Origin of the sequence: Olsenella sp. An293 (assembly GCF_002159495.1) — a bacterium.
In the GTDB taxonomy this organism is placed as follows: domain Bacteria; phylum Actinomycetota; class Coriobacteriia; order Coriobacteriales; family Atopobiaceae; genus Thermophilibacter.
In genome coordinates this window covers 49,645-73,269 of the sequence record NZ_NFIT01000011.1, presented here as the reverse complement: position 1 = coordinate 73,269, position 23,625 = coordinate 49,645, and the positions used below count along the sequence as shown (strand labels likewise).

The following is a 23,625-nucleotide window of genomic DNA, read 5'->3' as shown; positions in this document are numbered from 1 at the left end:
GGGCGCCATGGCGATTTCGCGAACGGACGTCGAGGCCGCGGCCAACCTGGGGTCGGCCATCGCGCACGAGCTCGACGCGGCGCTCGCGGTGCCGCGCGAGACGGTCGCGCTCGCGGTGATGTGCCTGCTCTCCGGCGGGCACCTGCTGCTCGAGGACGTCCCCGGCGTGGGCAAGACCACGCTCGCCCGGGCGCTCGCCCGGGCGGTCCGCGCGCGCGTGACGCGCGTGCAGTTCACCTCCGACCTGCTCCCGAGCGACCTCACCGGCGTGAGCGTGTGGGACCCGCAGACGCGCGCCTTCGCCTTTCACCCCGGACCGCTCTTCTCGGACGCGGTCATCGCCGACGAGATCAACCGCGCCAACCCCAAGGCCCAGGCGGCCCTGCTCGAGGCCATGGAGGAGCGCCGCATCAGCGTCGACGGCACGACCTACGACCTCCCCGACCCCTACTTCGTCATGGCGACGCAAAACCCCGTGGAGATGGAGGGCACCTATCCCCTGCCCGAGGCGCAGCTCGACCGCTTCATGGTGCGCACGACCATTGGCTATCCGAGCGCCGAGGCGGAGCGCGCGATGCTCGCGAGCGCCTCGGGCGTCGATCCCGTCCAGCGCGTGAGGCCGGTCTGCGGCGTCGACGACGTGCGCGGCTTTCGCAGGCTCGCGTCCGTCGTACACGTGAGCGAGGAGGTCGCGGCCTACGCGGTCGCCCTGCTCGAGGCGACGCGCCGCTCCCCGGAGATCCGCCTGGGCGCCTCCCCGCGCGCGGGGCTGGCGCTGCTGGCCATCAGCCGCACCCGCGCCCTGCTCGACGGGCGCGCGACGGTCTTTCCCGCGGACGTCCGCTCGCTCGCGACGGCCGTGCTCTCCCACCGCCTCGTGCTGCGCGACCTCTCTCCCGAGACGGGGCAGACCGAGCAGCAGCGCGCCGCCCTGGCCCGCGCGATCGCCCGCGTCCCGGCGCCCGACGGCAAGCGGAGATGACGCGGGGCGAGAAGAGCCGCGTCACGCCCGTCGCGCTCACGAGGCGCGGCGCGGCCCAGCTCGCCTGCGCGCTCGCGCTTCTCGCCGTCGGCTCGGCGCTCGGGTGGCACGCCCTCGCGGCGGCAGGGGCGGCGGCGCTTCTCGCCGGGGTCCTTGGCCTGGCCGGGGTTCTTCTCGCCCGTGCGCTGCGCTCCGGCGAGCGAAGGCCCGCCGGCCCCCTGGCCGCCCCGGAGCGCGACGAGGACAGCTGGGTGCGCGTCGACCAGCACGGCACGGTCATAGGACGTCCGGGGCGCCTGCCCGCCGAGCGCGGGCTCTATCGGCAGCGCAGCGTCATCCTGACCTGGCGTGACCTCTTTGGCTTCTGGCGCGCGCGGCGCGTGGAGGCCACTGACCGCGAGGTGCGCGTGCCGCCCGTCGCGGACCCCGCCCTCGTGCGGCTCGTCTCGTCGCGGGCGGTGGCGCGCTCCCTCGACCGCAGCGCGGAGCGAGACGCCTGCGGCGTGCGCCCCTACGAGCGCGGCGACGGCCTGTGCCAGATCGCCTGGCGCCAGAGCGCCCACCACGGCGAGCTCATGTCGATCGAGACCGCCGGGAGCCAGGCACCGCCGGTGCTCGTGGTGGCGGACACGCTCGGGGCACGGGACGCCGACGCCCTCGCGACCACCGTCGAGGCACTGCTGAGAGGGCTTCGCCGCGTGCCCGACGTGCTGCTCACCGACGGCCTCGCCAGCTGGCGCGCGCCCGTGCAGCAGGAGCGCTTCCTCGCCGCGCTCGTGGCGGACGACGACGCCGCCGGCGGGGCACGGGTGCGGGCCTCGCTCGTGGCCCGGCTCGCCGCGGGCGGGGCCTCCCGGCGACGCGTCCTGCTCGTCACCTGCGACCCGCGCGGCCCGCTCGCGACAACGCTCTCCCGCGGGCCGCTCGGCCGCTCGCTCGTGGTGGTGGAGGCGAGCCCGGGCTCGGCCGCAGCGCCGGCCCACGAGGGTCGCGCGGACGCCGAGAAGGACGAGCGGGGCGAGAAGGACGAGCGTCGCCGCCCGCGCCCGGAGGCGCCCGCGCCGAGCGTCCCCTGCGAGCTGGCGGCCCTGCCCTGCTGCTGCGCGCTGACGCTGCTCTCGATGGTCCCCTTCCTCGACATGATCCGGGACGGCGCGTGGGCGCTCCCCGTCGCGGCGCTGCTCGCGGCGGGCTCGACGGCGGGCTGCGCGCTCGGGTCCGCGCTCGCGCGGCGGCGCGTCAGGCCGGTCGCGCGGGTCGTCGCGGCCGAGGCGCTCGCGCTGGCGCTGCTTTTCGCAGGCGCTCTGATGGCGTGCGCGCTCTTCGAGGCGCGGCACGGCTTTGGCCTGCCCGACGCCACCGCCGAGCTCGCCCGCGCCGGGCAGGGCGAGGCCGCCGACCTCTTCGGTGCCGTGCGGGCGCTCGCGACAGCGGGCGTGGCCCAGCTCGGGGGCCAGCCCTTTGCGGACGCGGATGCCGCGTGGGACCTGCTCATCCTGCTTGGCGGGGCGGCGCTCGCCTCCCTGTGCGCGCTGCTCGCGAGCGCCCGGCCCACGCGGGCGGCGATCGCGCTCGTGCCGCTTGGCCTCGCGGCGGCCGACCAGAGCGTCATGGGCACGACGGACCCAATGTGGGCGGCGGGGGTCTGTGCGCTCGGGCTCGGGCTCGCCTGGCTTGCCGCGCCCCGAGACCGCAGGCCAACGCGCTGCGCGCTCGCCGTCCTTCTCGCCTGCGCGCTCGGCGCGGCGGGGGCGGGGCTCGCGAGCACGGACGCCGCGCCCGCGGTCAGCCTCACGGGCGGCACGCGAATCGAGACGCTCGTAGACCTCTCGCGCGACCTGCGCCGCAACTCCAGCGCCGTCGCGCTCACCTACACCACCAACGCCGGCCAGCCGCTCTACCTGCGCGCCGCCGTACTCGAGGACTTCGACGGGTCGACATGGCGCGCGAGCACGGACGACGACGCCCTGCTCGACGAGCCGCTCGGCACGGGCGGGCGCGTGACGTCTTCGGAGGTCACCGTGACGACCACCATCCAGACCATGGGAGGCTCCTCCCCCGTGCCCCCGGGGACCGTGAGCGTGCGCGGCACCGACGCCCGCACCTACATCGCCACGGGCTCGTACCGCGCGCCCATCACCTCTGTCGAGGACGTCGACACGGTCGGGAGGTTCGCCACGGCGCTGAGCGCGGCGGGCATCGCCTCCAGCCGCCCGACCGAGCTGCTCGTGATCGGCGGCGAGCGCGGCGAGCACGTGAGCGGCGTCATCGCCCAGGCGCGCGCGGACGGCGTCGTCGACTCCGGCGACCAGATTGCGGTCATTCGCTGGCTCGTGGACTACTTCACCTCGGGCGGGTTTGCCTACACGCTCGACGCCCCGGGCGGTGACGGACAGGACAACCTCGCCGTCATCGATGACTTCCTCGCCGAGCGGCGCGGCTACTGCACGCACTACGCCACGGCGTTCACGGTGCTCGCGCGCCTGCTCGGCGTTCCGGCACGCGTGGCGATGGGGTACCAGCCCGCAGGGTCCGTCAGTGCCGTCGGCAGCTACGAGGTCACGATGAGGCAGCTCCACGCCTGGAGCGAGGTGTGGCTCGACGGCATCGGCTGGATCGGCGTGGACGTGACGCCCGCCGCAGGAGACGCCGGGGACGACGAGCCCGCCGTGCCGACCACCCCCGCCGCGCCCGTCTCCCCGCAGACGCCCGCGGACGAGCCCGATGACGCCGAGGAGGAGCCCAAGCCCGACGAGCCCGAGGACGAGACGCACGCGCCGGGCGGCGCGCCGGCGGATGGCGACGGCACGGCGAACGCCCCCTTCGAGCTTCCCGCCTGGGTCATGCCCGCGCTTCTTTGCCTTGGCGCCGCCGCTGCCGCCGTCGCCGCGACGGGCCTCGTCCTGCGCGCCCGCAGGCGCCGGCTCGAACGCGGGGACTGGGACTACGCCTGGAGGCGCGTCTGCCGCGTGGCGCGACGGGCCCGCGTGCGCTGGGATCGCTCGGCGACCGAGCAGGACGTCGCCGAGGCCATCTGCGCGCGCCTCGAGGACGCGGTGCTGGCGGACGCCGTGCGCAGGCTGGCTCGCAACGCCTGCCTCGCTCGCTACGGGGCGCGTCCCGTCGGAGGCGACGGCGCGCGCCTGCCGCGAACCCTGCGCGAGCTCGCACGCGCCCTGCGTCACCGGTGACGCCGGCAGCGTTGTGCGCACGTATCGACGTTGTGCGCACTCCCGGGCGTTGTGTACACGTATCGGCGTTGTGCGCACTTCTCGTTAGCTCGTCTACCTGCTCTTCTGTCGAGAAGGACCTTGGAGGCTGTGTACACAACGCCAGGGAATGCGCACAACTCCCCGGCGCCGCAAAAAGGGACGGGCCCGAGGGCCCGTCCCGAAACGAAAAACCTGTCCCAAGCCGTCTGCGCGAAATAACACGTCCCCTTTGTGCAGAGGTTACATCAGCTCGCAGACCTGGGACGCAAAGGCCACGGGGTCCTCGGGCAGGATGCCCTCGACGAGCAGCGCCTGGTTGTAGAGAAGGCCCGCGTAGAGCCCGACCTTCTCGGCGTCGCCCGCCTCCTGCGCCGCGCGCAGCTTCTCGAAGACGGGGTGCTTGGCGTTGATCTCGAGCACGCGGACGGCCTTGGGGGCCTGGCCGGCCTCGGGCCCGGACGCGAGGACCTTCTCCATCTCAAGGCTGAGCGGGCCCTCGGAGGTGATCACGGCCGGTGCGCCGTCGGCGGCCAGGCGCGTGGACACCGCGACCTTCTCGACCTTCTTGCCCAGCGCCTCCTTCATGGCTCCGAACAGGCCCTCGTTGGCCTTGGTCGCCTCCTCGGCCTCCTTCTTCTCCTCGTCGCTCGCGAGGTCCAGGTCTCCGGAGGTCACGTTCTTGAGCTCGACCGTGCGGTCCTCGACCTCGGGCTCGGCGCCGTCGGCCACGGCCTTCTCGGCCGCCTCGCGCGCGGCGTCGTCGGCGTAGGCCTTGGGCAGGCCCTTGGCCGTGAACTCGCGCATGGCCTGGAAGCAGAACTCGTCGACGTCCTGCGTGCAGAGAAGGACGTCATAGCCCTTGGCGAGAACCGCCTCGACCACGGGCATCTTGGCCAGGCGCTCGCGGTCGTCGCCGGCGGCGTAGTAGATCGCCTTCTGATCCGCGGGCATGGCGGCCACGTACTCCTGGAGCGTGACCATCTTCTGATCGCGCGCGCTCCAGAACAGGAGCAGCCCCGCGAGCTCGTCGGCCTTCATGCCGTAGCTGGAGTAGATGCCGTACTTGAGGCCGCGGCCGAAGTTGTCGAAGAACTTCTCGTAGGTCTCGCGGTCGTTGTCGCGCATGGCCTCGAGCTCGGAGGTGATCTTCTTCTCGATGCGGCGCGCCATGGCCTGGAGCTGACGGGTCTGCTGGAGCGTCTCGCGGGAGATGTTCAGGGAGACGTCGGAGGAGTCCACGACGCCGCGGACGAAGTTGTAGTAGTCGGGCAGGAGGTCGGCGCACTTCTCCATGATGAGCACGTTGGAGCTGTAGAGCTCGAGGCCCTTCTCGTAGTCGCGGCTGTAGAGGTCGAAGGGCGCCTGACCGGGGATGAACAGCAGCGCGTCGTACTCGAGGGTGCCCTCGGCGTGCAGGCTGAAGGTGCGCGCGGGGTCGGCCCAGTCGTGGAAGGTGGACTTGTAGAACTCGGCGTACTCCTCCTCGGTGACCTCGGAGGCGCGCTTCTTCCAGATGGGAGTCATCGAGTTGATGGTCTCGAGCTCGGTGTAGTCCTCCCACTCCGGCTTGTAGTCGTCGCCGGCATCTACGGGCCTCTCCTTCTCGCGGCTCTTGGTCACAAGCATCTTGACGGGATAGCGCACGTAGTTGCTGTAGCGGCGGATGAGGTCGCGGAGCTTCCACTCGGAGAGGAACTCGTCGTAGTTGGCCTCCTCGACGTTGTCCTTGAGCGTGAGGACCACGTCGGAGCCGCAGGTCGCACGGTAGGCCGGGTCGTCGGCGGCGACGGGCTCGATCTCGTAGCCCTCGATGCCGTCGGAGGTCCAGCGGAAGCACTCGTCGGAGCCCCAGGCGCGCGTGATCACGCTGACCTCGCGAGCGACCATGAAGGCCGAGTAGAAGCCCACGCCAAAGCGGCCGATGATGTCCACCGCGTCGCCCTGGGCCTCGGCGTTGGCCTCCTTGAAGGCCTCGGAGCCGGAGTGGGCGATGGTGCCGAGGTTCTCCTCGAGCTCGGCCTCGGTCATGCCGATGCCGTTGTCGGAGACGGTGATGGTGCGGGCGTCCTTGTCAAATGCCACGCTGATCGCGAGGTTGGCCTGATCGACCTGGACGGAGGAGTCGGTGAGGCTCTTGAGGTAGAGCTTGTCGATGGCATCCGACGCGTTGGAGATGAGCTCGCGAAGGAAGATCTCGCGGTTGGTGTAGATGGAGTTGATCATCAGGTCGAGCAGCTTCTTGCTCTCTGTCTTGAACGTGCGCATGCGGCGCTCCCCTTTCGTGCGGCTTTGTTGAACGAAAGGTAGTCTACCCCATTGAAGATAATCTCAGTCAGACACGCTTAGATTCCAGGGTTGACAATCTCGTCAGGTTACCGTGTCAACCCTTCGAGGGTTGACACGGTAACCTGACGAGATTGTCAACCCGGCAAGATCGTCAACTTTCAACCCGCTCAGTCGTCGAACAGGGCCTCGCCCAGAAAGTCCGCGTCAAAGGGTATGGCGTCTGGCAGGCCGAGCTCGCCGTCGGAGGCGACGACGAGGTAGTTGTCCTCGCCGGCGTGCTCGTCATCGGTCGCGAGCGCCACCTCGACGTGCGCAAACGTCATGAGCGCGGTCGCCACCACGGAGCGCAGGAAGCTCACGTCCGCCCCGCCGTCGCGCGACACCACGTTTGCCAGGCAGATGCCACCCGGGGCCAGGGCGCGCCGTACGGAGCGCAGGGCCTCGACGGTCGCCAGGGAGCGCACCGGCTCGGCGCCGACGAAGGCGTCGAGCACGATCGCGTCGAAGGGACCGGCGCCGCGGTCGAGGAAGGCGCGGCCGTCGTCGCAAACCACACGCAGGTCGCCGCCGCCCGCGCGGGCGAGCGCGACGGCCTCGTCAAGGAAGAACCAGCGGCGGGCGGCCTCGACGACCGTCGGGTCGATCTCCACGACGTCAACCCGCACGCCCGGACACCGTGCCGCCACGAGCTTGGGAAACGCAAACCCGCCCCCACCGATGGCCAGCAGGCGGCGCGCCTCGGGCCGAAGCTCAAAGAGGCGTCCGAAGGCGCGGTAGTACTCGAAGACGGGCTCCATGCGTCGCTCGTCGAGATAGGTCGCGGACTGGAAGACGCCGCCGGTCCTGAGCACGCGCACGCGCTCGCCGGCCTCGTCGCGGGTGGTGTAGACGAGCGCCTGGCCGGACAGGGTGCGCAGGAGGTGGGGGCGCACGCACCAGAGCCAACGCGCCGCCGCGGCCATCGCCGCCGTGCCCGCCAGCGCCAGCGCGACCCGCGCGCTCTTCCTGTCCCCCATGTCGCCTCCCCTCGTCTTGGCGATAATGATAGCCAGCCGCCATGACGCGTGACCGAGGGAGGTCAAGTGGAGCTCAGAATCATCACCTCGCCCGCCAAGAAGATGCGGGCGCAGGACGCGCCGCCCTGGCCCGTGCGCGAGCCCGCCTTCCTCGAGCGCGCCGAGCGGCTCGTGCACGCCATGCGGGGGCTCACGCGCGACGAGGCGCAGGCGCTCTGGAAGTGCAGCGACCGGCTCGCCGACCTCAACTACGAGCGTCTCCGGGGAATGGACCTGCGACGCGACGCCACCGCGGCAGCCGTCGCCTACGAGGGCATCCAGTACACGCACATGGCGCCTGAGGTGATGGATGACCGCGAGCTCGCCTGGCTCGACGATCACCTGCGCATCCTCTCGGGACTCTACGGAGTGCTGCGCCCGCTCGACGGCGTCGTGCCCTACCGCCTGGAGATGCAGGCGCGCCTTTCCGTCGACGGCGCACGGGACCTCTACGCGTTCTGGGGAGATGCCCTCTACGAGGCGCTTGCCGCCGAGGGGTGCGAGCTCGTCGTCAACGTCGCTTCGGTCGAGTATGCCCGCGCGGTCACGCCCTTCGCGCGCCCTGACGGCCCGCAGGTCCTGAACTGCCTTTTCGGGGTGCTTCGCGACGGGGCCCTGCGACAGCCGGCCACCGAGGCAAAGGCCGCGCGCGGGACCTTCGTCCGCTGGTGCGCGGAGCGCGGCGTTGGGGGCCCCGACGAGCTGCGCGACTTCGCGGAGCGCGGCTACGCGCTGGACGAGGCGCGCTCGGACGAGGAGACGCTGGTCTTTTCCCGCCGGTGAGCGTCCGCGCGGTGCAAAATCGTCCTTCGATCCATATCGCGCGGCGGCCGCGAGCAAAAGCGCCCTTAAATCCATGGGATTATGCGCCTCAAACCGATGACGTGCCCTCGCGGCCGGACATAACCGCAGTTGGCAGAAAATCCCGCTGGGCCCGTCGGTCAAAACCACGCGTTTTTCCATGGATCGAAGCTCGGTTTTGTTTTCGCGGCCAGAGAAAAATGGATCGAAGGCATGTTTTGCACGGGGCACGCCGCTCGCCGGGCACGGGTATCATGACGCAAAGCATCACGGGGAGGTGACATGGCGGACATCGACCGCATCATCGAGCAGATCGTCGCGGCAAGCCGAGCCAAGGCGGGCCGTGCCTTCTCCAGCTCGAAGGTCTACGGCAGCGAGCCCATCCTCATGCGCGGCTCGCAGCTCGCGAGCTACCTGCCCGAGCCCATCCGTCAGATGCGCGCCCTCGCCCGGCGGCCCGAGGCACGCTCGTGGACCGAGGCGCGGCTGTTCGTGGAGCAGGCGCGCCTCATGGCAAAGTTCGAGGATGACTGCCCGTACCACGGCACGTTCCAAAGCTACTTCCCCACCTACGACGTCATGGACAACCAGCAGCTCAGGGGATACTTCACCTGGAGGTCCCAGATCCGGCGCGCAACGGTGGAAAAGACCTCGGCCTCGTTTGCCTACGTCTATCTCTACGAGCTAATCAACGGGATCGGCGCGGCGCCGGGCGAGACCGCCTTTCGCGCCATCGAGTCGTTCTGGAAGACGTATCGCAAGCTCGACCAGACGCTCGACCGCTACGTGCGCCCCTGGCTCGTCGACTACGCCGTCTACCACGACCTCGATCCCGCGCTCGCCCTGCCCTACGCGGACGTCGCGCACGACCGAGCGGTCGACGTCCTCGAACGCGCCCAGAGCCGCGCCCTCGCGCAGGCGCCCGCCCGCGGCTCGCGTCGAGAGCCCCGCCCCTACGGCCAGGACATCTCCTCGGACGAGCGGCTGCTCGAGGCGCTCGACGAGCTCTCGACCCATCGCCTCGCGCAGTCGCGCCTCTGCCGCGACGAGCCTGACGCCGTTCGTGAGGTGACCCGCGGCGTCTTCGACCGGCTCGTCCGCCACTACCACGGCGGGCGCAGCCAGGACCTCGTCGAGAGCCTCTTCGGCGCCCGCCGTGCGATGCCGCACCTGATGTTCGCGTCGGCGGTGTTCTATCCGGGGGGCAGGCATCCCGACTGCGTCTACCGCCTGGGCGAGACGCGCGTCTACGAATGCCGCGGGGGCATCTGGACCTGCACCGCGCGCCACGACGGAGGCGGCCGCAGCGCCAGGCTCGGCCAGGCGCTGCGCGCGGTCGACCGCCAGCTCCGCGATGCGCTCGACTACCCCCACCCGCTCAAGGAGCGCGGTGACCCGAAGTACCTCACCCAGCTCGTCGACCGCGAGATCAAAGACTACCTCGCCTGGAGGTCGGCGCACGCGCCCGTGCGCGTCGAGATCGACCTCGGCAAGCTCGAGGGCATCCGCTCGGCGGCCGCGATGACCCGCGAGGCGCTGCTGGTCGACGAGGAGCGCGCCGAGGAGCCGACGCCCGTGGAGGAGCCGGCCCCAGAGGGCGCGGCGGAGGCGCCCGTCTCCCCGGCCGCCCCCGAGTCGTCCGGCCAGAGCGACGCCCCCGCGCTCTCGCGCGAGGAGCGCGCGCTGCTCGACGACCTCCTCGCCGGGAGGCCCCCGCAATCGGCCTCCCCCGACCTGCTCGTCGACTCGATCAACGAGAAGCTCCTCGACCTCGTGGGTGACACCGTGCTGGAGTTTGACGACACCGGCGCCCCCTCCCTCGTCGAGGACTATCTCGATGACGTCCGCGCTATGATGTGACCTGCCCGACCGCAACACACCCCCGAGGAGACACCGTGAGAAGAAGGCTCGGCATCTCGATCTACCCCGATCACAGCGACCCCGCCCGCGACCGGGCCTACCTCGAGCTCGCGGCGCGTCACGGCTTCGAGCGCATCTTCATGAGCATGCTCGAGGTCTCGGGGGGGCGGGACGCCACGGTGACGAAGTTCGGGGACGTCATCTCCTTCGCCCACGACCTTGGCTACGAGGTCGTCCTCGACGTCGCGCCCAACATCTTCGAAGAGCTCGGCGTCTCCTATGACGACCTCGGCTTCTTCCACGAGCTCGGCGCCGACGGCATCCGCCTGGACACCGGCTTCGACGGACGGCGCGAGGCCATGCTCACCTACAACCCCTACGGCCTCGCAATCGAGCTCAACATGAGCAGCGACGTCGCCTACGTCGACAACATCGCGAGCTACCAGGCCAATCTCCCCTTCCTCTACGGGTGCCACAACTTCTACCCCCAGGAGGGCACGGGGCTGCCGTTTGACTTCTTCGTGGGCTGCTCGCGCCGCTTCAAGGAGAAGGGCCTGCGCACCGCCGCCTTCGTCTCCTGCGCGGGCGGCACGCTCGGCCCCTGGCCCGTCAACGACGGCCTGCCCACGCTGGAGATGCACCGCCACCTCCCGGCTGACGTGGCGGCCAAGCACCTCTTTGCCACCGGGCTCATCGACGACGTCATCATCGGCAACGCCTACGCCTCCGCAGACGAGCTCGCGGCGGTGGGCGCCGTCGACCGCTACCAGACGCGCTTCTCCGTCGAGCTCCTGCCCACGGCGAGCGAGCTCGAGCGCGCCATCGTCCTCGACGAGCAGCACGAGCGCCGCGGAGACATCTCCGAGCGCGTGATCCGCTCGACCGACGTGCGCGTCAAGTACCGCGCCGAGGCCAACCCCGCCCACGACAACGACGTCGAGCTCCAGCCCGGCGACATCGTCGTGGGCAATGACGCCTTCGGCAACTACAAAAACGAGCTGCAGGTCGTCCTCGAGCCGCATCGCGACGCCCGCAAGAACCTCGTGGGCAAGATCGTGCCCGAGGAGCTCGTCTTGCTCCCGTTCATCAAGCCCTGGTCGAAGTTCCGCTTCGCTGAGCGGTAGGCTGCAGCGAAGGGGACGCCCCGGGCGACAACCGAACATCTGTGCTAGAATCTTCTTCCGAAACGACGGACGAAGGGGGCACGCATGGGTGGCGCGCCGAAGGTTCCCAAGCGCATAGCGGCGGTCATCATCAACTCGCTCAAGGGCGGCGTCGTGCCGCGCATCGGGCTGCCCTACATCACCGTGGGGCGCGAGCGAGAGATTGGCGCGCTCCTGCACGACCTCGACCTCGTCGCTGACGGCGGGGCGAGCTTCCGCTTCCTCGTCGGCCGCTACGGCGCGGGCAAGAGCTTCCTGCTCCAGACCATTCGCACGCACGCCATGGGCAACGACTTCGTGGTGGCCGACGCCGACCTCTCCCCCGAGAGGCGCCTCCAGGGCGGTCAGGGGCAGGGGCTCGCCACCTATCGCGAGCTCGTGCGCAACCTCTCCACCAAGACGCGCCCCGAGGGCGGGGCGCTGCAGCTCGTGCTCGACCGCTGGGTCGCCGCGCTTCGTGACGCGGCAGACCCCGACGCCGCGCTCGCGGCCCAGCTCTCCCCCATCAGGGAGCTCGTCTGCGGCTTCGACTTCACCCAGGTCCTCACCGCCTACTGGCGAGCCAGCCTCGAGGGAGACGAGGAGCGTCGCGCGGGCGTGGTCAAGTGGCTGCGCGGGGAGTTTCGCACCAAGACCGAGGCTCGCGCGGAGCTCGGCGTCAACGCCTGCATCACCGATGACACCTGGTACGAGTACCTCAAGCTCTTCGCGCAGTTTCTCGTGGGCGCGGGCTACCGGGGCCTCGTCGTGCTGATAGACGAACTGGTCAACCTCTACAAGATCCCCAACGCCGTCTCGCGTCAGTACAACTACGAGAAGATCCTCACCATGTACAACGACACGCTCCAGGGCAAGGCGCACCACCTGGGCATCATCATGGGAGGCACCCCTCAGTCGATCGAGGACCGGCGTCGCGGCGTCTTCTCCTACGAGGCGCTTCGCAGCCGCCTCACGCAGGGACGCTTTGCGAGCGCCGGCCTCGCGGACATGCTCGCCCCCGTCATCCGCCTCGAGCCGCTCACCTACGAGGAGCTGCTCGTCCTCATAGAGAAGCTCGCCGAGATTCACGCTGGCTACTTTGGCTACGAGCGCACGCTCACGGAGGCCCAGCTCGTGAGCTTTCTCAAGGTGGAGTTTGGCCGCGTCGGGGCAGACACGCACCTCACCCCGCGCGAGGTCATCCGCGACTTCATCGAGCTGCTGGACATCGTGTGCCAAAACCCCGGCACGGACGTCGACGCGCTGCTCGGCTCGGACGCGTTCTCCGGCGCCGTGAGCGCGCCTGCCGCAGGCACGGGCGAGAAGGACGTGGACGCCGCCTTCGCCGAGTTCACGATCTAGGCCTCGTCGTCCGCACCCCAGACCTTCTCGACCACGCCGCGCTCGCCCACCACGTGCGCGGAGTAGACGGGCTTCTCCGGGGCGGGGGCGCTCACCTCGAGATAGCGCGGCTCGCCGTCCTCCTCGGGCAGCTCGTAGTAGATGACGCCGTCGCCGGTCCACGACACGCAGCAGGGCTGGCCGAAGCGCTCCCTGAAGTTGGCCACGGTCTTGTCGCCCTCGCTGAGAAACGTCACGGCCTCGTCAACGTCCGAGATGGCGTCGCCGCTCTCGTAGCGCAGGGGGTCGCCGTCCACGAGCCGCGTCTCCCACTCCAGGGGGTAGTCCAGCTGGAGGTGCAGGCCTTGTCCCTCGGGCCACCCCGCACCCCCAGCGTCGTAGAGCATCGCCGAGTACGCGTCCTCGGACCATACGACGACAGTGGAGACGCCCACCTCTGACTCGTCGAAGTCGTTCTCGCTCACGACCGTCATGAAGCACCAGTAGTTTCGCTCGTCCAGGGAAAACGAGAACTCGGCCGAGAGCTCCACGCGACGCTTCCCGTCATCGATCTTCTCGGACTCGTGGGGCCGCGTCACAGAGTGAGTGTCGAAGTAGCCGACGCGACCGGAGCAGTCCCCCACCAGCTCGTGCGCCCGCTCCTCGAGGTCGGCAGACGACGACCGCGCGCTGGCCGAGAAGAGCCCGACGATCGCGCCCTCGTCCCTCGCCTCGAGGGCGTCGAGCAGGGCGTCCGCCGCGTCGAGGCACGCCTGCCCGCGCGGACTCACGTACTCCTCGCCCGTCACGTGGCTGCGAACCGCACGGACAAGGGTGTCGACACGCTCTGCGCACCCAGCGCACAGGATGGTCGCCACGAGCGCAATGACGCACGTTGCGATGACACGGGCATGTCCCCCACGCCTCTCGCTCATGAGCCTCCTCTTGTGCCCGGACGCGATGCGCCCCTACTCCTGCCTCATCCCAAGCAGCGCGAACATGTCATCCACGCTCAGCGCCGCCACGGGGCAGTGCCTTAGAAGCAGCTCGTCGTTGGTGACGAGATAGTCGACTCGACCGCGCAACGCCGCGGCTATGAGCAGATCATCCTCAAAGTCTCCGTGCAGGGCGCGCTGCTTGGTGGCCATCCAAACGTCCGTATGGTCGAGCGGTACGGCACAGGCGATTTCCTCCATGGTGTTGACGCAGCCCCAGGCGGCCACGGACGCGGCTCGAGCGGCCGACTCGGTAAGCGCGCCGGTCTCTGCGCGTTCGGCGCGCCTGTGCTCGGCCTCCACCATGTAATACACGTCTTTAATGGAGGAAATGGCGTAGGCCAGCGTCTGGTTCTGCTCAAAGGCGCGCTCCATGAGACGCCCCGCCGCCGCATGGCCACCTCTCCAGGGAAGGAAGTGGTCGAGCCAAACATTGGTGTCCAGGAGCAGTGAAAGTGACGAGCTCACGCGTCTTGCCCCCTCTCGCTCAGACGCTCGAGCAGGACCAGTTCCCTCAGCTCCTCATAGGGAATCTCTTCGATCATCTCGGGCGCGTCCACGCCGCGCGATGCCAGCGATTGCGCGACTATCTGGCTCCCCTCACGCACCAGGGCGAGCTTGCGGTCTCTCTCGGCGCGTGCCTCGGATGGCAGCTCATCCCCTCGGCCGCTCACGAGCTCCCTGATCTCCTCGGGACAATCGGCGAGACGCGCAAAGCGCGCCCAAAGGCCGCGTATGGCTTTGGTGGGAGTGAGTCCGGCCTTGGCAAGAGCGGCGTCGCCCGCCTCCTTGAGCTCGGCATCTATGCGAGCGTTTACCTGTGAGACTGCCGCTTCCATATTCCCTCTCCTCTATCTGTAAAGCACATGCTATCAAACTTTGCTAGCACATGCTAGATAAATTGCTTGCATTCTCAAACATCTGTTCGTATACTAGACGTGCCAACAAAGAGGATGGGGCATCTCATGGGCATCTTCGAGCGCTACGCACCGTTCGTCCAAGACTTCATCTACGCGCACGAGTGGGAGAGCCTGCGTGCCATTCAGGTTGCAGCTGGCGAGGCCATCTTCGACACGAGCGATCACGTGCTGCTGTGCGCCTCCACGGCCTCCGGCAAGACCGAGGCGGCGTTCTTCCCCATCCTCACGGAGTTCTGGGAGGACCCTCCGGCGTCGGTGGGCGCGCTCTACATCGGCCCCACCAAGGCCCTGATCAACGACCAGTTCTATCGCCTCACGGACCTCTGCGAGGAGGCGGGCGTCGCCGTCTGGCACTGGCACGGCGACGTCTCGTCCTCGCACAAGGCCAAGCTCATGAAACGTCCCTCCGGCATCCTGCAGATCACGCCGGAGTCGCTCGAGGCGCTGCTCATGCGCCGTCACGCGGCCGTCTCCAAGCTCTTCTGCGACCTGCGCTACGTGGTGATAGACGAGGTGCACGCGCTGCTGCGGAAGGACCGCGGCGGCCAGTGCCTGTGCCTGATCGAGCGACTGGCGCGCCTCGCGGGCGTGCAGCCGCGGCGCATCGGGCTCTCCGCCACCATCGGGGACCCGGAGGCGGTGGGTGCGCTTCTGGCCGCCGGCACGGGACGCAGCACCGTCATCCCCCGCGTCGAGGAGCCCCCACGCACCTGGCGCATCTCGATGGAGCACTTCTACACCACCGACCCCCAGGCGGACGAGGGCGCGGCCCAGTCGGCATCAGGCGTGGTCGAAGCGGACGTGGTGTCGGTGGAGCCCGTCACGGCGCCTCCTGGGGCCGGGGCTGTATCTCCGCGCGCAGCTTCGCGGCGCAGCGAGGACTGTCAGAGCACGAAGATACAGCCCCGGCCCCAGGAGGCCCCCACGGACGTCGCGCCAGCCAACGCCGACCCCGGCATCGGCTACATCTTCGAGCACACGCGCGGGCACAAGTGCCTGATCTTCTCGAACTCCCGCGAGGAGGCGGAAGAGGTCTGCACGACGCTGCGGGCATACTGCGAGTTCAACGGGGAGGACGACCGGTTCCTCATCCATCACGGCAACCTCTCCGCCGCCATCCGCGAGAGCGCGGAGGAACGGATGCGCGACGAGGCTTCGGAGCTCTCCATCGTGGCAACGGCCACGCTCGAGCTGGGCATCGACGTCGGGCGTCTGGAGCGGGCGTTTCAGATCGACGCGCCGTTCACGGTCTCGAGCTTCCTGCAGCGCATGGGCCGCACGGGCCGGCGCGAGCGGCCGCCCGAGATGTGGTTCGTCATGCGCGAGGACCAGCCCGAGCCCAGGACGCTGCTCCCGGAGACCGTGCCGTGGAAGCTGCTGCAGGGCATCGCGCTCGTCGAGCTTTACCGCGAGGAGCGCTGGGTGGAGCCGCCGCGACTCGACCGCCTGCCCTACAGCCTGCTCTGCCACCAGACGCTCGCAACGCTCGCCTCCGAGGGAGAGCTCTCCCCCGCCCAGCTCGCGAGCCGCGTGCTCACGCTCACCTACTTCCATCGCGTGAGCACGGACGACTTCCGCGAGCTCCTGCGCCATCTCCTGAGAAACGACTTCATCGAGCAGACGGAGTCGGGCGGCCTCATCGTGGGCCTCGCGGGCGAGCGCGTGACGAGCTCGTACAAGTTCTACGCCGTCTTCCAGGAGAACGTCGAGTACACCGTGCGCTGCGACTCCACCGAGATCGGCACGCTCTGCGCCCCGCCCCCGCCCGGCGAGAAGGTCGCAATCGCGGGGCACGTGTGGATCGTCGACGAGGTGGACCACGAGCGTCACCTGCTCTACGTCACGCAGGTCAAGGGAAAGGTCCCCGCCTACTTTGGCGACGTTGCGGGAGACATCAACACGCACGTCCTCGAGCGCATGCGACGCGTCCTCGAGGAGAGCGCCGCCTACCCCTATCTCATGACGCACGCCCGGGCGCGACTGCGCCAGGCGCGCCTCGTGGCACGGAGCTCCCGCCTCAACGAGGGGCCGCTCGTCTGCCTGGGAGAGAACGACAAGAAGCAGACCATGTACTGTCTGCTTCCGTGGCTGGGCAGCTACGCGTTTCTCGCTCTCGAGCGCCTCATCAAGATCAAGTGCGCGGGCGAGCTCGGCATCAAGGGCGTCAACTCGTCGCGCCCGTACTTCATGACCTTCGTCATGCGCGAGGACGAGCGCGCATTCTTCTCGGTGGTGTGCGACGCGGCGGAGCGCCTCGAGGACCCAAACGAGCTCCTCTACCCCGCAGAGATCCCCTATTTCGAGAAGTACGACGAGCTCGTGCCCGAGTGCCTCATCCGCAAGGGCTTCGCCGAGGGCGTGCTCGACGTAGCCGGCATGAAGGAGCGCGTGGCCGAGTGGGGTCGGGCCCGACTGGGCGCCTAGCCGGGCCGGCCATCGGCCGTGGCGCGGGATGGCCCGGACGAGGGGCCGAATGGCTCCCGCGCAGGGCCGTCCCGCCACGAGGCACCCCGCATTCCGCAGGCGAGAGGGCCCGGCGGCCGCGGGCGACACGCCCGGCGCTGCAGGCGTCGGTGACACAAAAGCGGGCCCGGACCGTGGGGGTAGACGGTCCGGGCCCAGAGATTCAAAAGGAGTCAGCCCCCTTTTGAATTAGTGGATCGACCAGGCGTGGTGGTCGGTGTGCAGGAGCTCCTCCGCGCGCTCGGAGAGCGGCTCGCCCAGGTAGTCGCGGTACAGCGCCTGGATGGCCGGGTTCTCGTAGGAGTTGCGCAGCTTCGCCTTGCGGTCGAGGCCCCAGAGGACGTCGCCGCGGACGCCGGCGAGCTCCTCGCCGTCGTGAATGGGCTGTCCGCCGCCGCCCGCGCAGCCGCCCGGGCAGGCCATGACCTCGACGAAGTCGTACTCCACGGCGCCCTCGGCGATGGCGTCGAGCAGGAAGGCCGTGTTGGCGAGGCCGTGGACCACCGCGACGCGCACCGGGGTGCCCGCCAGGTCGAACGTGGCCTCCTTCCAGCCGTCGAGGCCGCGGATCTCGGAGAAGGCGTCGGGACGCGGGGTCTCGCCGGTGACCACGTGATAGGCGGTGCGCAGCGCGGCCTCCATGACGCCGCCCGTGGCGCCGAAGATGACGCCGGCACCCGTGGCGGTACCCAGCGGGTCGTCGAACTTCTCCTCGGGCAGGGTGGTGACGTCGATGTGCTCGGCGCGGATCATGCGGTCGACCTCGCGCGTGGTGAGCGAGACGTCGACGTCGGGATCGCCGCAGGCGTCGTTCATGACGGGGATGGCGACCTCGTGCTTCTTGGCCACGCACGGCATGATCTCGACGCAGAAGATGTTCTTGGGGTCGATGCCCTTGAGCTCGGCGAAGTAGCTCTTGGTGATGGCGCCGAACATCTGGCCCGGGGACTTGGAGGTGGAGAGCTGGTCGGTGAGCTCGGGGCGCACGGCCTTGACGTAGCGCACCCAGCCCGGGCAGCAGGAGGTGAACATCGGGAAGGTGTTCTCCTCGCGGTGCGCGAGCTTGTGCAGAAGCTCGGTGCCCTCCTCCATGATGGTGAGGTCGGCCGAGAAGTTCGTGTCAAAGACGTAGTCCACGCCCATGCGCCTCAGCGCCGCCACGAGACGGCCCACCGTGGCGTCCTGGCGCTCGAGGCCGAGGCTCTCGCCCCAGGCCGCGCGCACGGCCGGCGCGATCTGCACCACGACGACCTTCTCGGGGTCGGCCAGCGCGTCGAAGACCTTGCCGGTGTCGTCGCGCTCGCGCAGGGCGCCCGTCGGGCAGTGCGTGATGCACTGGCCGCAGAGGGTGCAGTCGGACTCACGGATGTCCTGGCCGCCGCGGACGTTCACGCTCGTGTGCGTGGCGCGGTTGGCGAGGTCCCAGACGCCCAGGCCCTGGATCTTCTCGCACACCTGGATGCAGCGCAGGCAGTTGACGCACTTGTCGTTGTTGCGGATGAGCGGGAAGGTCTTGTCCCACGGGTCGTGCATGAGGCGCTTCTCGTAGGGAAGGTCGGAGATGCCCAGGTCGTTGGCAAGCGTTTGCAGGGTGCAGTTGCCAGAGCGCACGCAGCTCGTGCACTCGGAGTCGTGCGTGGCCAGCAGAAGCTCCATGTTCATGCGGCGCGCCACACGGACCTTGGGGCTGTTGGTGCGCACGACCATGCCCTCGAGCACGGTGTTGTTGCACGCGGCGACGAGCTGGTCGATGCCCTCGACCTCCACGACGCAGACGCGGCAGGCGCCGATCTCGTTGAGGTCCTTGAGGTAGCACAGCGTCGGGATCTTGATGCCCAGCTGGGCGGCGGCGTCGAGGATGGACGTTCCCTCGGGCACGCTGACGGCGCGGCCGTCGATAGTGAGGTTTACCACTGCTCGATCCTCCCCCCGCGGAACGCACCGAAGCCAAAGTGGTCGCAGCGCAGGCAACGGGACGCCTCCTGGTGCGCCTCCTGGTCGGTGAGGCCGTTCTCGACGATGTCAAAGTCATGGATGCGGTCGGACGCCTCGCGCTCGCGCATCTCGCAGCGCGCGCAGGAGATCTTGCCCTTGAACTGCACGGGCGGCAGCTCGACGTCGAGCTCGATCTTGTGGTTGTAGCCAAGGTAGTTGTCGATGTTGCCCGCGGCGACCTTGCCGGCGTTGATGGCGCGGATGACCGTGGCCGGGCCGCTCTGGCAGTCGCCGCCGGAGAACAGGCCCTCCTGCCCGGGCACGGCGCCGTCCGGGTCGGTCACGATGCGGCCCCACTTGCAGGGGATGCCCTGCTCCTCGAAGGTGCCGGAGTCGATGTCCTGGCCGATGGCCACGATCACGCGGTCGCACGGGACCACGACGTCGCCGCCCTCGGCGGTGCGCGGCGCGGGGCGCCCGCGCTTGAGGCCGCCGATGATCTGCGGCTCGACCTTGAGGCCGCAGACGTGGCCGGACTCGTCCACCACGACCTCCTTGGGCGCGTGCAGGTCCATGACCTCGCAGCCCTCGGCCTCGGCTCCGGCGATCTCCTCGTCCTGCGCCGTCATGTCCGCGACGCGGCGGCGGTAGGCGATGACGACCTTCTTGGCGCCCAGGCGCACAGAGGTGCGGGCCACGTCCATGGCCACGTTGCCGCCGCCCACGACGGCCACCGTGAGGCCCTCGAAGTCGGGCGGGTTGTCGTCGCCCATATCACGCAGGAGCTGGACGGCGGACATGACGCCCTCGGCGTCCTCGCCCGGAAGCCCGAGCTTCTTGTCGGAGTGGGCGCCGATGGCGAGGTAGACGGCGTCGTACTCGGAGCGAAGGCGGTTGAGCTCATCGCCGTCGACGCTGTGGTTCATCTCGACGTCGATGCCGCAGTCGAGCAGCCACTGGATCTCGGAGTCGAGCTGCTCGCGCGGCAGGCGGTAGTTGGGGATGCCGTAGCGCAGCATGCCGCCTAGGTGCTGGCGCTGCTCGAAAATCTTGACGCTGTGGCCCATGAGCGTGAGGTAGTACGCGCACGAGAGGCCCGCCGGGCCGCCGCCGACGACGGCGACGCGCTTCTTGGTGGGGGCCTTGATGATGGGCTTGTAGTCGCCCGCGTGCTCCACGGCGTAGCGCTTGAGGCCGCGGATGTTCATCGGGTCGTCGACCATGCCGCGGCGGCAGTGCATCTCGCACGGGTGCTCGCAGACCAGGCCGCAGACCAGCGGCAGCGGGTTGTCCTTGCGGATGAGGCGGACGGCCTCGGTGTAGCGACCGGCCTCCACCAGGGCGATGTAGCCGGGGATGTCCACGCCGGCCGGGCAGCCCGAGACGCAGGGCACCGTCTGGTGCTGCGCAAATCCGCACGCGTGCTTCTGCACGTGGTGCTCGAAGTCGTCGCGGAAGCCGCGGATGGCCATGAGGGCCACCTCGCCGGCCTCGTAGCCGATGGCGCAGTCGCTCGACAGATAGACGGTGCGCGCGGTGGACTCGATGAGGTCGAGCGTCTCCATCGTGGCGCGGTTGTTGAGCACGTCGTTGAACAGGTGGCGCAGCATGCGCAGGCCGTTTCTGCACGGTGTGCACTTTCCACAGCTCTGGGTGGCGCACATCGCCACGTAAGAGGCCGTGAACTCGACGGGGCATGGGGCAAGCGAGCTCACCGAGAGGCGCTTCTCGAGCATCTCGTGCATGCTCGACATGATCGCCTGGGACTCGCTCTGCTCCATGACGTGCATTCTAGCCATAGGCCCTCTCCTTGCACTTCTGGAGTCTGTTGCAGCCACGGCCCCCTCGGCCGCGGCATAGTCAGATAAGGGTATCCGACAGATTTCCAGAAAGTGTCCGGTATTCGGCAAGAAGGACCTTTGCCCGGCGAGCGGTCTGTCAATTGGGGACAGCCCCCAATTGACAGAGCCAGGGTTGACAGTCTCGTCAGGGGTTGACAGTCTCGTCAGGTTATATTGTCAACCTTGACAAAGGTTGACAATATAACCTGACGAGACTGTCAACCCCTGACGAGACTGTCAACCCCTGACGAGACTGTCAACCAAGGACCTGCTCGGCGATGCGGGCGGTCTCGGTGGCGTCCTTGGCGTAGAAGTCCGCGCCGACCATCTGGGCGTACTCGGGCGTGAGCACGGCGCCTCCCACCACGACCTTGCACCAGGGCGCCCGCTCGCGCAGAAGCTCGATGGTCTCGGCCATGGCCGGCACCGTCGTGGTCATGAGGGCCGAGAGCCCCACCAGACGCACGTGGCGCTCCTCCACGGTGCGGACCACCACCTCCGGGTCCACGTCGCGCCCGAGGTCGATCACGTCGAAGCCGTAGTTCTCGAGCAGCATCCGGACGATGTTCTTGCCGATGTCGTGAATGTCGCCGCGCACGGTGCAGACGACGACCTCGCCCTTGCCCGCGGAGGCGTCCCCGGGCCCGGCGGCGGCGCGGATGGTCTCGAAGCCCGCCTTGGCGGCCTCGGCCGAGGCCATGAGCTGCGGCAGGAAAAACGTCCCCGCCTCAAAGCGCCGACCCACCTCGTCGAGGGCCGGCACCAGCACCTCGTTGATCGCAAAGAGCGCGTCGTGGGCGAGAAGGACCTCGGACATGGCGCTTGCCATGGGCTCCGCGCGGCCGTCGAGCACGAGCGCCCGAGCGCGCTCAACCGGGTCCTCAAGAAGCCCGGCGGGCGCGGGCGCAGTCGCGGGCTCGACGTTCTTCTCGCCCGCCGAGGACGCCGCGGCCGGCGCGTCCGAGCGGTCCGCATAGTGCTCCACGTAGAAGCGCGCCCGCTCGTCCTCCCCCGAGAGCGCGCGCCAGGAGTCGACGACGTCCATCATGCGGCGCACGCCGGGGTTGATGATCGCGAGGTCGAGGCCGGCCCCGAAGGCGGCCGCCAGAAACGTCGCGTTGAGCAGCGGTCGGAAGGGCAGGCCAAAGCTGATGTTTGAGACGCCGAGCACCGTGCGCACGCCGGGCAGCTCCGCCTTCACGAGTCGGATGGCGTCCAGAATCGCGCGCGGCGCCGTCTGGTCGGTGGAGGCGGCCATGGCGAGGCAGTCGATCGCCACGTCTGGGCGCGGGATGCCGGCGGCGTCCGTGGCGGCGACGATCTTGCGCGCCACCGCGAGCCGTCCCTGCGCCGTGGGCGGAATGCCGTCCTCGTCGAGCGTGAGGCCCACGAGCGCGCAGCCGTAGCGCGCGGCCAGGGGCACCACGGAGGCGAGCGACTCCGCCTTGCCGTTGACGGAGTTCACGAGCGGCTTGCCCGGGTAGCTGCGGACGGCGGCCTCCACGACGGCCGGGTCCGAGGAGTCGATCTGCAGGGGCAGCGTGGTCACCGAGAGCAGCTCCGAGACCAGGCGGCACATGACGGCGCGCTCGTCGATCTCGGGCAGGCCGGCGTTGACGTCGAGGATCTGGGCGCCGGCGCGCTCCTGTGCCATGGCCTCGGCGATCACGTGGTCGTGGTTGCCCGAGCGCAGGGCCTCCTTCATCTTGCGCTTGCCCGTGGGGTTGATGCGCTCGCCGATGACGCCCACCTGGCCGGGCGCCAGCGCGACGAGCCGCTGCGGACCCGCCACGGTGAGGCAGTCCCGCAGGGAGCGCGGCGCCGGCCGACGAACGTCGAGCAGCGCGCGCAGGGCCGCCACGTGCGCGGGCGTGGTCCCGCAGCACCCGCCCACGACGCCCACGCCCGCGTCGAGCATGTCGGCCACGCAGACGGCAAACTCCTCGGGCCCCACGTCGTAGCGGGTCTCGCCGTCCACGACGCGCGGCAGGCCGGCGTTTGCCTGAGCCATCACCGGGCAGCTCGTCCACGGCAGCATGCGCTCCACGAGCGGGGCCACGTCGCGCGGGCCGAGCGAGCAGTTGATGCCCACGGCGTCGGCGCCGAGCGAGGAGAGCGTGACGGCGGCGACCTCAGGCGTGGTGCCCAGGAACGTGCGACCGTCCTCCTGGAAGGTCATGGTGACGAAGGCCGGCAGGTCGGAGTTCTCGCGCACCGCGAGCAGGGCCGCCTTGGCCTCCGCGAGGTCCGCCATGGTCTCGATCACGAAGAGGTCCGCGCCCGCGGCGTCCGCGGCGCGCACCTGGCGGGCAAAGAGCTCGTAGGCGTCGTCGAAGGCGAGGGTGCCCATGGGCTCGAGGAGCTGTCCCGTGGGCCCGATGTCGGCCGCCACGTAGCGCGGGCGGGCGGCGCGGGCGCAGGAGACGGCAGCCGCGAAGACCTCCTCGACGTTCGCGGCGTCGCCGAGCTTGGTCGCGTTGGCGCCGAAGGTGTTGGTGGTGACCACGTCGGCGCCGGCGGCGACGTAGGCCGCATGGACCTCGGAGATCTTCTCCGGGTCCGTGAGGCACAGCAGCTCGGGCAGCTCGCCGGCGGCAAGGCCGCGCTCCTGCAGCTGCGTGCCCATGGCACCGTCAAACAGCAGCAGCTCCTCACCGCGCAGCACGGCCGCCAGTCGCTCGTCGCGCACGCGCCGCGCGCGCAGGTTCTTCTCTGCCGTCATGGTGCCTCCCGCCCTCAAGTGACCTTGGGGCTCCATCCTACCAGCCGCCGCCTCCGTAACATGGCGAGAA

At 69.5% G+C, this 23,625-nt stretch carries 15 protein-coding genes; 7 read left to right on the top strand and 8 right to left on the bottom strand.

Annotated elements, in window-relative coordinates; all coding sequences use genetic code 11:
* The first annotated feature begins 7 nt into the window (after positions 1–7).
* Together B5F85_RS08130 and B5F85_RS08125 are read left to right on the top strand one after the other, a co-directional pair.
* Complete coding sequence (locus B5F85_RS08130) at positions 8–982, top strand: MoxR family ATPase (protein ID WP_087316188.1); 975 nt, start codon at positions 8–10, stop codon at positions 980–982.
* On the top strand, positions 979–4,173 hold the full coding sequence (locus tag B5F85_RS08125; RefSeq protein ID WP_087316186.1) for a transglutaminaseTgpA domain-containing protein: 3,195 nt from the start codon (positions 979–981) through the stop codon (positions 4,171–4,173). The genes B5F85_RS08130 and B5F85_RS08125 overlap by 4 nt, the downstream gene beginning before the upstream one ends.
* 261 nt (positions 4,174–4,434) lie before the next feature.
* On the opposite strand, the gene htpG is transcribed toward B5F85_RS08125, so the two are convergent.
* Positions 4,435–6,459 (bottom strand): molecular chaperone HtpG, encoded by a 2,025-nt coding sequence (htpG, locus tag B5F85_RS08120; RefSeq protein ID WP_087316184.1) that lies wholly within the window; start codon positions 6,457–6,459, stop codon positions 4,435–4,437.
* Positions 6,460–6,647: 188 nt separating this feature from the next.
* Positions 6,648–7,496, bottom strand: a complete 849-nt coding sequence (locus B5F85_RS08115) for a fused MFS/spermidine synthase (protein WP_087316182.1) — start codon at positions 7,494–7,496, stop codon at positions 6,648–6,650.
* Positions 7,497–7,562: 66 nt separating this feature from the next.
* On the opposite strand from B5F85_RS08115, the gene yaaA reads away from it, so the two are divergent.
* The 4 genes from yaaA (at position 7,563) to B5F85_RS08095 (ending at position 12,700) form a co-directional block, all read left to right on the top strand.
* Positions 7,563–8,318, top strand: a complete 756-nt coding sequence (yaaA, locus tag B5F85_RS08110) for a peroxide stress protein YaaA (RefSeq protein ID WP_087316180.1) — start codon at positions 7,563–7,565, stop codon at positions 8,316–8,318.
* A 300-nt stretch (positions 8,319–8,618) separates the two neighbouring features.
* Entirely contained in the window at positions 8,619–10,196 is a 1,578-nt protein-coding gene (locus B5F85_RS08105) for a TerB N-terminal domain-containing protein (RefSeq protein ID WP_087316179.1), read from the top strand.
* A 35-nt stretch (positions 10,197–10,231) separates the two neighbouring features.
* A complete protein-coding gene (locus B5F85_RS08100; RefSeq protein WP_087316177.1) occupies positions 10,232–11,320 on the top strand; it encodes a MupG family TIM beta-alpha barrel fold protein in 1,089 nt (362 codons plus the stop codon).
* 84 nt (positions 11,321–11,404) lie between these two features.
* A complete protein-coding gene (locus B5F85_RS08095; RefSeq protein ID WP_087316175.1) occupies positions 11,405–12,700 on the top strand; it encodes an ATP-binding protein in 1,296 nt (431 codons plus the stop codon).
* Here the strand turns inward: B5F85_RS08095 and B5F85_RS08090 are convergent.
* The 3 genes from B5F85_RS08090 to B5F85_RS08080 are packed head-to-tail and all read right to left on the bottom strand — an operon-like array spanning position 12,697 to position 14,513.
* Positions 12,697–13,614 (bottom strand): DUF5104 domain-containing protein, encoded by a 918-nt coding sequence (locus B5F85_RS08090; protein WP_087316173.1) that lies wholly within the window; start codon positions 13,612–13,614, stop codon positions 12,697–12,699. The genes B5F85_RS08095 and B5F85_RS08090 overlap by 4 nt on opposite strands.
* Before the next feature lie 33 nt (positions 13,615–13,647).
* On the bottom strand, positions 13,648–14,142 hold the full coding sequence (locus B5F85_RS08085; RefSeq protein ID WP_087316171.1) for a PIN domain-containing protein: 495 nt from the start codon (positions 14,140–14,142) through the stop codon (positions 13,648–13,650).
* Positions 14,139–14,513 carry a type II toxin-antitoxin system RelB/DinJ family antitoxin gene (locus B5F85_RS08080; protein WP_087316169.1) on the bottom strand — a complete coding sequence of 125 codons (375 nt, stop codon included), beginning with the start codon at positions 14,511–14,513 and terminating at the stop codon, positions 14,139–14,141. Before B5F85_RS08080 ends, B5F85_RS08085 begins: the two co-directional genes overlap by 4 nt.
* A 126-nt stretch (positions 14,514–14,639) precedes the next feature.
* On the opposite strand from B5F85_RS08080, the gene B5F85_RS08075 reads away from it, so the two are divergent.
* Positions 14,640–17,018, top strand: coding sequence for a DEAD/DEAH box helicase (locus tag B5F85_RS08075; protein ID WP_087316167.1), 2,379 nt, complete (start codon positions 14,640–14,642; stop codon positions 17,016–17,018).
* Positions 17,019–17,246: 228 nt separating this feature from the next.
* Here the strand turns inward: B5F85_RS08075 and B5F85_RS08070 are convergent, their stop codons facing one another.
* The 3 genes from B5F85_RS08070 to B5F85_RS08060 all read right to left on the bottom strand — a co-directional run bounded on the left by B5F85_RS08070 (position 17,247) and on the right by B5F85_RS08060 (position 23,555).
* The gene (locus B5F85_RS08070; RefSeq protein WP_087316165.1) at positions 17,247–18,971 is read right to left on the bottom strand and encodes an NADH-dependent [FeFe] hydrogenase, group A6; all 1,725 of its coding nucleotides are present in this window, start codon (positions 18,969–18,971) and stop codon (positions 17,247–17,249) included.
* Positions 18,965–20,791, bottom strand: coding sequence for an NAD(P)-binding protein (locus B5F85_RS08065; RefSeq protein ID WP_087316163.1), 1,827 nt, complete (start codon positions 20,789–20,791; stop codon positions 18,965–18,967). The genes B5F85_RS08070 and B5F85_RS08065 overlap by 7 nt, the downstream gene beginning before the upstream one ends.
* Positions 20,792–21,089: 298 nt before the next feature.
* On the bottom strand, positions 21,090–23,555 hold the full coding sequence (locus tag B5F85_RS08060) for a homocysteine S-methyltransferase family protein (RefSeq protein ID WP_087316161.1): 2,466 nt from the start codon (positions 23,553–23,555) through the stop codon (positions 21,090–21,092).
* Between the last annotated feature and the right edge of the window lie 70 nt (positions 23,556–23,625).

What these genes read in the sequence shown, in the direction of transcription:
- B5F85_RS08105 (WP_087316179.1), top strand. Translation starts at nt 8,619, where the DNA reads ATGGCGGACATCGACCGCATCATCGAGCAGATCGTCGCGGCAAGCCGA.
- B5F85_RS08130 (WP_087316188.1), top strand. Translation starts at nt 8, where the DNA reads ATGGCGATTTCGCGAACGGACGTCGAGGCCGCGGCCAACCTGGGGTCG.
- B5F85_RS08080 (WP_087316169.1), bottom strand. Translation starts at nt 14,513, where the DNA reads ATGGAAGCGGCAGTCTCACAGGTAAACGCTCGCATAGATGCCGAGCTC.
- B5F85_RS08090 (WP_087316173.1), bottom strand. Translation starts at nt 13,614, where the DNA reads ATGAGCGAGAGGCGTGGGGGACATGCCCGTGTCATCGCAACGTGCGTC.
- htpG (WP_087316184.1), bottom strand. Translation starts at nt 6,459, where the DNA reads ATGCGCACGTTCAAGACAGAGAGCAAGAAGCTGCTCGACCTGATGATC.
- B5F85_RS08075 (WP_087316167.1), top strand. Translation starts at nt 14,640, where the DNA reads ATGGGCATCTTCGAGCGCTACGCACCGTTCGTCCAAGACTTCATCTAC.
- B5F85_RS08060 (WP_087316161.1), bottom strand. Translation starts at nt 23,555, where the DNA reads ATGACGGCAGAGAAGAACCTGCGCGCGCGGCGCGTGCGCGACGAGCGA.
- B5F85_RS08115 (WP_087316182.1), bottom strand. Translation starts at nt 7,496, where the DNA reads ATGGGGGACAGGAAGAGCGCGCGGGTCGCGCTGGCGCTGGCGGGCACG.
- B5F85_RS08095 (WP_087316175.1), top strand. Translation starts at nt 11,405, where the DNA reads ATGGGTGGCGCGCCGAAGGTTCCCAAGCGCATAGCGGCGGTCATCATC.
- B5F85_RS08125 (WP_087316186.1), top strand. Translation starts at nt 979, where the DNA reads ATGACGCGGGGCGAGAAGAGCCGCGTCACGCCCGTCGCGCTCACGAGG.
- B5F85_RS08065 (WP_087316163.1), bottom strand. Translation starts at nt 20,791, where the DNA reads ATGGCTAGAATGCACGTCATGGAGCAGAGCGAGTCCCAGGCGATCATG.